Raw genomic sequence first — 8,836 nt, 5'->3', positions numbered from 1 at the left:
GGGCCTGTGTGTCACCACACGTAAAAAACTCTCGGCTTCACTGGCAAGTGTCGGTGAATAGTGAAGCGGGCGTGCAACTTGCGCGCTCCCTTCATCGCGCAAGTTGCACGTTTCGCGGTTCGCCGCGCCGCCGCTCCATCGTTGTGGCAAAGCGTTGATCGACATGTTCGATTTCATTCAAGGTTGTTTTTGTGATCTCGCCGTTGCCCCTTCCAGTCGATCATTGGAAGTGCAACTCTTCTAGCCAGCAGTGACGTCGGCATCACGGACGGTGGTGGTGGAGAATGCGTCCAGACGTTCTCGTCGGTCCGAGCGATTGGCTGATCGAGCAGTTCGGCGACAAGGTCGCCGACGAGCTGTGGACCCGGGTGCCGGAGGCCTTGAGCACGGCGATCGACCGCGAGGTCCACGCTCACCCAGCCATGACGCAGACCATGGAGCGTGTGCTCGCCAATCCCCGTTGGCCTCTTCCGTACGAGGAGTTGGTCCTCTTCCTGGGCACACTGCCCGGAGCGGAGATCATCAGCGTGCCGCGCTCGGTCTATCAGCTGGTCCTGATCAACGGGCATGTGGTCGTGCCGTGGTGCTACGGCCAGTCCGCCCGGATCTCCATGCGGGACGCCGAGGTGGGCCGCTCGTTCGGCCGCCTCGCCCGCGAACTCCTGCGCCGCTTCGGCCCGCCGTGGCGCCGCTCCCCGGTCGAGGCCCCGCTACCACTCGACGCCGTCGACGAGCGCGAGGTCGCCAAGATCTGCGCGGCGATCGCCGGCATCGAGCCCAAACCCGAGGTGATCATCGCCGGATACGCGGGAGCCCCCAACCTGGGTCTGCTCCGCGCCTGCCTCGGCGAGATCAAGTCCACCGACAACGGCACTCTCAACTGGAGCCACCTCGACGATCTGCCGCTCCCGCCGCCGGTGATCCCCCGGCCGCGCCGCATGCAGTTCCCCTGACGGTAGGCAGAAGAAGGCCGCGGGCCGCCCCGGACGGGAGCGGCCCGCGGCCTTTGTGACGGCCAAAAAGCGGCCCCGCGGGTAGGAAGGCTGCGGGCCGGCCCGCGTAGCCCCCGGGGCCGCGGGGTGGCGTGGGCCGCGGGCCGCAGGGCCGCGGGATGGGCGACGGAGGAATCAGGCGGCGGGTTGCTCGGCCTGCGGCGTGAGGTAAGCGGTGGAGAACGGCTCCCGGCGCGCCCGCATGTCCGCATAGGCGGTGACCAGCAGCGGTGTGATGTAGATGCCGGCGACCAGGTAGTACAGGCCACTCCACAGGCTGGACACGACCGCACCGGGCGTTCCGCCGATGGTCAGCTCCAGCGCGGTCCCGATCCCGGCCAGCACCAACGAGGCGCCGATGGTGACCGCCCAGATGCTGCCGATCCGGGCCAGGCTGGCGCCGATGTCGGCGTGGAAGAGGGAGAAGCTGCGCCCGATCCCCACACCCCGCTCGATGGTGACCACCACCGGGAGGATCATGAGCGCCGCGCCGACGTACAGGATCGGCAGGAAGCAGGCGAGGAGCGCCAGGACGCTGAGGAAGCCGCCGAGGATCTGCCATCCGATCACCGCCGGGCCGCGGCGCAGCGCGGTGCGGAGCGCCTCGCGCAGGCTGACCGGCTGCCCGGTGGCGGCGAGGACGACGAGCCGTACGGTGGCCGAGGTGACCACCGCGGACACCAGCGTGGCGACCAGGGTGGCGGCCAGGAGCCAGCCGATCGCCGTCATGAACCCGCTCAGCATCGAGACGTCCGGCGGATCGGTCTGGTTGAGCGCCGCCGCCTGGATCTCCCGCTGCTCGGTCGTCAACAGGACGTTGGCGGGCACGGTCAGCGCCAGCAGCGGCAGGAGGGCGACCGCGTTCAGCTTCAGCGCCGGCTTCCAGATCTTCTTCGCCAGTGCTCCGGCCCGCGCCCACCAGCCCTCATAGCTCGGGCTGACCAGCGGGTCATCCGGCATGGCGTAGTACGACGGAGGAATCGCCGGCGGCTGCGCCGGCCAATAGTGACCGTTGCCGTCCAACTCCGCCCACCCCTGATTCACGTGTATCCCCAAGACCATCGATGCAAGATCAGCGGGCGTCACCTTAGCGGTTCCTCATGCTGTGTGCCGCCCCCGAAACGGGCTGGTACGCACACTCACAGGATCAATCTCACGCCCTAGACTCCCGAGGATGGCCGAGCAGCGCGAATCGCCCGCAACGATCCGGGATCGGGCCGTTGCGGTCGCCGACTATCTGCTCGCCGTCCGGGCCCAGATGGACCGTCCGGCGCGCACCGTTCCGGGCGACGCGCACTGGCTGCACTCGCTGCCCCAGCACCCGGAGTGCCAGATCGGCCCGGGTGCCGACGGCTCCTCCTGGCTCCGCGTCGGCCGTCCCGAACTGCCCGCCCCGGTGGCGGTCCCGGCCGCGCTGCGTCGGCGCCTGCGTGGTGAGGTGCTCGCGGGTGCGGAGCCGACCGCGGAGGACGCCGGCGACGATTTCGAGACCTGGCGCGACGAGGTCTGGCGTCCCTGGTCGCTGCTCACCGCAACCGCCGAGCAGACCCGTGAGCTGCACCGCCGCCTCTTCGACCGGATGCATCAGCTGGACATGGCGATCGCCACCACCGAGTTGGTCTGGGGCCACGGCATCGTGGAGACCGTGATCGACGGCGCGCGGGTCCGCTATCCGCTGGTCGCCACCCCGGTCCTGATCGAGTACGACGCCGACCGCGCCCTGGTCACCGTCTCCCCGGCCGGACCGTCCCGCCTCCAGGTGGAGGCTCTCGCCGGGCTGGACGACCGCTACCTGGCCCAGCTGACCGCACTGACCGGTCCGGGCGGCACCGTCGAGGTCGACATGTGGAACGACGTCGACCGCCGCGAGCTGTTCGAACGCGCCCTCTCCCGGCTCGGTTTCGACCGGGCGATCGTGAACGGCCCGGACAACGGCCCGGAGAAGCCGCTGGAGAAGGAACCGACGAAGGGGGCGTTCATCCGGGACGTCGCCGTGCTCTTCGCCCGGCCCCGCCAGCGCCACCTACGCGGCTTTCTGGAGAACCTGCGCGACGGCCTGACCGGCGGCGACACGCACCGGGTCGGTGCACTGGCCGCGGTGGTGGCGCACGAGCCGAGCCGCCTGCTGATGCCGGACGACCGCCCGGAGACCTGGGAGCGGGTGGGGGAGCGGCTGCTCATGCCGCTGCCGACGAACGAGGCGCAGGAGTCGATCGCGCGCCGTCTCGCCCACCACCGCAACGTCGCGGTGCAGGGCCCGCCCGGCACCGGCAAGACGCACACGATCCGCAATCTGATCTGCCATCTCATGGCGAACGGCAAGCGGGTGCTGGTGGTCGCGCAGAAGGAGGAGCCGCTGCGGGTGCTCCGCGACGGCCTTCCCGAGGAGGTGCAGCCGCTCTGCCTCGCCGTTCTCGGGCGGACCACGGACCAGCTGGTGCAGTTGCAGCTGGCGGCACGCGAGTTGTCCGATCGGGCCGCCACTCTGGACAAGGAGGCCGAGGGCCGCCGGGTGGACCTGCTGACCCGGAACCTGGAGGAGGCGGAACGGGAGCTGGCGGCGGCCATGGCCGGGTTGCGGCTGATCGCCGAGAGCGAGGCTCAGACGTACCAGATCGGTGGGGTTGCACTGATGCCCGCCGAGGTGGGCGCGTGGCTGCGTGAGCGCGCCGCCGCGCACGGCGGCATCCCGGATCCGGTCTCCGGTCCGCCGCCGCTGACCATCGAGGAGTTCGCCACACTGCTGAAGCTGGCCGCCCGGCTGACGCCGGAGGATCGCGCGGCCGCGATGCGCCCGCTTCCGGAGATCTCGGATCTTCCGGACGCGGCTTCCGCGGCTGCCGCCCGGGCGGAGACGGCGGAGACCGAGGAACGCATGTCGCTCCTGGCGGATCAGGGCGTCGACATGACAGCGGTACGCGGTGAGCGCCGGACCGGCATGTCGGACCTGCTGGCCGACCTGCGCGAGGCGGTGTCCTGGCTGAAGCGCCGCGAGGGCACCTGGACCGACCGTCTCGGCCGGCTGCTGGACGACCCGCACTGGCGCATCCTGTGGAACGACCAGGTGGTGACGACCGAGACCCTCTTCGCGGAGCTGGCCACGCTGGCCCGGGAGGTGACCGGGCACCGGATCGCGATCCCGGGCCCGATCCTGGCGGAGCCGAAGCTGCTGCTGTCCCGGCTGGCCGAGGTGCGTCAGCGGTTCGCCGCCGGGAGGAGCCTGAGCCGGCTGCTCCAGCCCGGTCTGTTCCGGCTGGCCGACGAGGTCCGGGTCGACGGGGAGCCGCTGCGTACGGTGGCCGACGTCGATCTGGCGACCGCCGGGGTACGCCGTGAGCAGGCCCGCCGCCGTCTGGGCGACGCCTGGTCGGAGTGGGTGGACCGGTTGCAGGTCCCGGAGCCGCCGGGCGGCTGGGGCGACCCGGAGGTGTGGGCCGGCACGCTGCTCGCCGAGGCGAACCAGTCCCTCGACTTCGATCTGAACCGCTGGCCGCCGCTGGCCCGGCGGATCGCCCCGCTGATGCCGCAGCGGGAGCTGGTCGTGGACGCCGCCGGCCTGGCCGAGGTGGCCGACGCGTGCGAGGCGGCGGCCGAGGTGTTCGGCCTGGAGCAGGCGCGGGCCGTGGAGAAGGCGGTCGCCGAGCGGGTGGCGGCCTGGCCGGAGCTGGCCGAGTCGTGGCGCACCCTGGAGGACTGGGACTCCTCGATCGGCGAGGTGCGCCGGCTGGTGCTGCTCCAGCCGGACGTGATGCGGTTCGACGCCGCCTTCCACCGGTTGGTGGCGGCCGCGCCGGAGTGGGCCGCGATGATCGCCGGCGGCGATCACCCGGTGCTCTCCGGTCAGGCGGTGCTGTCGGCGTGGGAGTGGCGGCGCGCCCAGACCTGGTTCGACGGGGTGGTCGGCGAGGTCGATCCGGCGGTGCTGTCCCGCCGGGTGGAGCGGGCCCGGTCCCGGATCCGGAGCCTGACCGCCGAGCTGGTGGTGGCGTCGGCGTGGCTGGAGGTGTCCCGGGCGCTGGACGACCGGCGCCGGGCCGCGCTGGCCGACTGGGCCACCGCGTTGCGCAAGATCGGCAAGGGCACCGGGCGGGGCGCCGCGGCCTGGCAGGCGCACGCTCAGCGGGCCATGGAGTCGGCCGTGTCGGCGGTGCCGGTCTGGGTCATGTCGGTGGACCGGGCGATCGAGCAGTTCGCCGGCGGCGCCCGGTTCGACGTGGTGATCGTCGACGAGGCGTCCCAGGCCGACCTCTTCTCCCTGCCGGTGCTCACGCTCGCCGAGCGGGCCGTGGTGGTCGGCGACGACCAGCAGATCGGCCCGCAGCTCGGGTTCGTCGGCCCGGTCACCGGTCTGATCCGGCGGCATCTGGACGGGGTGCCCTCGGCCGAGCACTTCGACCCCGAGTCCTCCCTGTACGACCACGCGGTCCGCCGCTCGCCGGAGCGGATCCTGCTGACCGAGCATTTCCGCTGTGTCCCGCAGATCATCGAGTTCTCGTCGCGGCACTACTACGACGGCAGGATCCGGCCGTTGCGGGCGGACCGTCCGTCCCTGCCCCCGATCCAGACGGTGTTCTGCGAGAGCGGGGAGCGCCGGCCGCTGGCCGGGTACGGCGATGTGAACCTCGAGGAGGCCACCGCGCTGGTCGACCGGGTCACCAAGATCGTGGCCGATCCGCGGTACGACGGCCGTACCCTCGGCGTGATCAGCCTGCTCTCCAGCAGTGGGCAGGCCGCCTACCTGCTGGAGCAGCTGCGCGAGGCGATCGGCGAGGACGAGATCCAGGCACGGCGGCTGCGGGTCGGTGACGCGTACACGTTCCAGGGCGACGAGCGTGACGTGGTGCTGATCTCCGCCGTGGTGTCGGAGCGGGACCCCAAGATCGCGGCGTTCACCAAGCGCGACTACCACCGGCGGATCAACGTGGCCGCCTCCCGGGCGCGGGACCAGCTCTGGATCTTCCACTCGGTGCGGCCCGGGTCACTGCTCGCCGACGACGCCCGGGGACGGCTCCTGTCGTACGCCGTCGACCTGCCCGTGGAGGCCGCGGCGGCCGATCCGGCCGTGCACTGCGAGACCGATTTCGAGAGGGACGTGCTCAAGCTCCTGGTGGGCCGCGGGTACCGGCCGATTCCGCAGTTCCGGATCGGGGACTACCGGATCGACTTCGTGCTGAACGCGCCGGACGGACGGCGGCTGGCGATCGAGTGCGACGGCGACGCCTACCGGGGGCCGGAGCAGTGGGAGAGCGACATGCGGCGGCAGTCCGTGCTGGAACGGGTGGGGAATTGCGTCTTCGTCCGCGTCCGTGGCAGTGTCTTCGCGCGCGAGCCGGAGGTGGCGATCCGTCCGGTCTGGCAGCGGATCAATGAGCTGGAGATCACCACAGTCGACGGCGACTGATCCGTCACGCACCGCGCGTTCGCCGTCGCACTGGGTGCACGTTCGGGCCCGGATTCGGGTAGGGAAATGCGGAAGGTTCCACGGCAAGTACACGTAGTGACTGTCTGTCATGGAGTGGGCGAGGCCATTTCGGTGGAATTGTACGGGAACGAGGTCGTCCATTCGGTTGTTTCGTTACTCTGGATGGGCGATAATTCCCTGCTCATGGCCTTGCTCGCGGATACGTCAAAACTTTGACGCTTGCGTCCACTGTTACTACGACCCGGTGACAGGTCGTAATAGGTGAGGGGTCTTGGTGGCTGCGGGAACAGCCGTGCACAGGGGGGGAGGTGGCGGCATATGACGGTGCCCGAAGAACGGGAGCTCTGGACTCCCGCGCCGCCGCACACCCTCCCGGAGCCGCGGCAGCCCGTCGACGACCGGGCCGCGTGGTTCACGTACACCGCCGCCGGTGACCAGATCGTCTGGTCCGCGGCGCTCTCCGCGATGGTCGGCCGTGCCCCCACCGAGAAGGGGATGACCCGGCAGATCCTCGCCCGCCACGTCCACCGCGACGACCACGCCAAGGCCCTTGGCGCCATCACCGAAGCCTGGACCAGCCAGAACACCGTGCTCATCACGGTCCGGCTGATGCGCGCCGACGGCGGCTGGTTCGACGTCGACTGCACCCTCGAACCGATGGCCGGGCCGGACGGCACGGTGCGCGGCATCCGCGGCACGATCCGCGACGTCTCGGCCCGCGAGCGGGCCCGCCGCGAGTCGGCCCGCCTCACCCGGCGCGGCGAGACCGTCCAGGCCTCGCTCATCGAGCCGGATCCGGCCACCGGTCTGCTCACCCGGGCCCGGTTCGCCGACGAGGTCGACCGCGCCCTGCGCGGAGCCGGTGGCGCGCTCCTGGTGCTCCGGGTCCAGGCCGGGGAAACCGATGGGGTACGCCCGGAGCACAACGCCGATCTGCTGCACCGCACCGCCCGGCTGCTCGAGGACCAGGTCCGCCCGGAGCACCTGCTCGGGCGGGTCGGCCCCAACGAGATCGCCGTGCTGTTCGCCCGGACCCCCTGGCGGGCCGCCCGTGAGCAGGCCCGGGTGCTGGTCGAGGCGCTGCGCGAGGCGGCGTGCGTCTGGGGTGGCCTGGTCCGGTTCGAGCAGGACGCCGAGGCCGGCAGTCACGGCCTGCTGATCGACGCCGAACAGGCCTGGCGGCAGTCCCGGGAGGCGGACCGCCCGCTGACCCTGGTGGCGCACCCGGTCCCGGTCCGCGACCGGCAGGGCTCCTACCGCTCCCGGGTCGCCGACGCGCTCGGCACCGACCGGTTCACCCTCTACTCGCAGCCGATCCTGGAGTTGCAGACCAACCGGGTGACCCGGCACGAGCTGCTGCTGCGGGTGATCGACGAGAGCGACGGCCCGCAGTCGCCGATCCAGGTGCTGGACGCCGCCGAGCGGCTCGACGCGGTCTTCGACATCGACCTCTGGGTGGTGGAGCGGGCCATGCGGCTCGCCGCCGAGCAGCCCGGCCTGTGCCTGCAGGTCAACCTGTCCGGCCGGTCGGTCGGCGATCCGCGGCTGACCAACGAGGTGGAGAAGCTGCTGGAGCGCTACCGGGTGGATCCGGCGCAGCTCACCTTCGAGATCACCGAGACGGCGCTGATCGGCAACCTGAGCGAGGCCCGCCGGTTCGCCGACCGGGTCCGCGACCTGGGCTGCGGTCTGGCGCTGGACGACTTCGGCTCCGGCTACGCCTCGTTCCGCTACCTGCGGCTCTTCCCGATCGACCTCGTCAAGATCGACGGCGAGTACGTGGTGGACCTGGTCGACAACCCGCAGGACCAGGTGCTGGTCCGGGCCCTGGTGCAGGTCTGCCAGGCGTACGGCATCCACACCGTCGCCGAGTTCGTGCAGGACGAGGCCACCCTGCGGATGCTGCGGGAGCTCGGCGTCGACTACGTGCAGGGCTACCTCATCGGCCGTCCGGCGCCGGTCCTCCCAGGCCGATTGCGGAGGGCCTGACCCGGGTAACGTCCGGACATGGAGCACTTCACGATTGCCACTGTCGCTGAGCAGAGCCCCGATTTCCGCCGTGTGCTCTGGACCGGGAAGCACACCCAGCTCGTGATCATGACGGTCCCGCCGGGAGGCGAGATCGGCGAGGAGATCCACGAGGTGGACCAGATCCTGACTTTCGTGAGCGGGATCGGCAAGGCCGTCGTCGGCGGCCGGACCCGCAAGGTCGAGCAGGGAGACCTGGTCGTGGTGCCCGCCGGGACGAAGCACAACTTCCTCAACGACGGCCCGAACCCGCTTGTCCTCTACACCGTCTACGGCCCGCCGGAGCACGCCGACGGGGCTGTGCACAAGACCAAGGAAGAGGCTGACGCGGCCGAGGAGGCCGGCAAGGACGAGCCGCCCGCCGCATAGGAACCCTTGGGCACACGGCGCCGGA

The 8,836-nt window shown here is 71.1% G+C and carries 5 protein-coding genes; 4 read left to right on the top strand and 1 reads right to left on the bottom strand.

The window, feature by feature from the left end; translation table 11 throughout:
- The first annotated feature begins 284 nt into the window (after positions 1-284).
- Positions 285-953: a hypothetical protein gene (locus KZ829_RS01165; protein WP_183224913.1), complete on the top strand. Its 669-nt coding sequence runs from the start codon at positions 285-287 to the stop codon at positions 951-953.
- Between the two features lie 174 nt (positions 954-1,127).
- Here KZ829_RS01165 and KZ829_RS01160 read toward each other — a convergent pair whose 3' ends face one another.
- Positions 1,128-2,036 (bottom strand): hypothetical protein, encoded by a 909-nt coding sequence (locus KZ829_RS01160; RefSeq protein WP_220142015.1) that lies wholly within the window; start codon positions 2,034-2,036, stop codon positions 1,128-1,130.
- Positions 2,037-2,166: 130 nt separating this feature from the next.
- Here KZ829_RS01160 and KZ829_RS01155 point away from each other — a divergent pair, with 130 nt between their 5' ends.
- The 3 genes from KZ829_RS01155 to KZ829_RS01145 all read left to right on the top strand — a co-directional run bounded on the left by KZ829_RS01155 (position 2,167) and on the right by KZ829_RS01145 (position 8,811).
- Entirely contained in the window at positions 2,167-6,393 is a 4,227-nt protein-coding gene (locus KZ829_RS01155) for a PDDEXK-like endonuclease domain-containing protein (protein ID WP_220142014.1), read from the top strand.
- Positions 6,394-6,732: 339 nt separating this feature from the next.
- Positions 6,733-8,403 (top strand): EAL domain-containing protein, encoded by a 1,671-nt coding sequence (locus KZ829_RS01150; protein ID WP_220142013.1) that lies wholly within the window; start codon positions 6,733-6,735, stop codon positions 8,401-8,403.
- 18 nt (positions 8,404-8,421) lie between these two features.
- Positions 8,422-8,811, top strand: coding sequence for a cupin domain-containing protein (locus tag KZ829_RS01145; RefSeq protein ID WP_188121208.1), 390 nt, complete (start codon positions 8,422-8,424; stop codon positions 8,809-8,811).
- Positions 8,812-8,836 lie beyond the last annotated feature (25 nt).

The organism is Actinoplanes hulinensis (assembly GCF_019429605.1).
In the GTDB taxonomy this organism is placed as follows: Bacteria; Actinomycetota; Actinomycetes; order Mycobacteriales; family Micromonosporaceae; genus Actinoplanes; species Actinoplanes campanulatus.
This window is presented reverse-complemented; position numbering and strand designations above follow the sequence as displayed.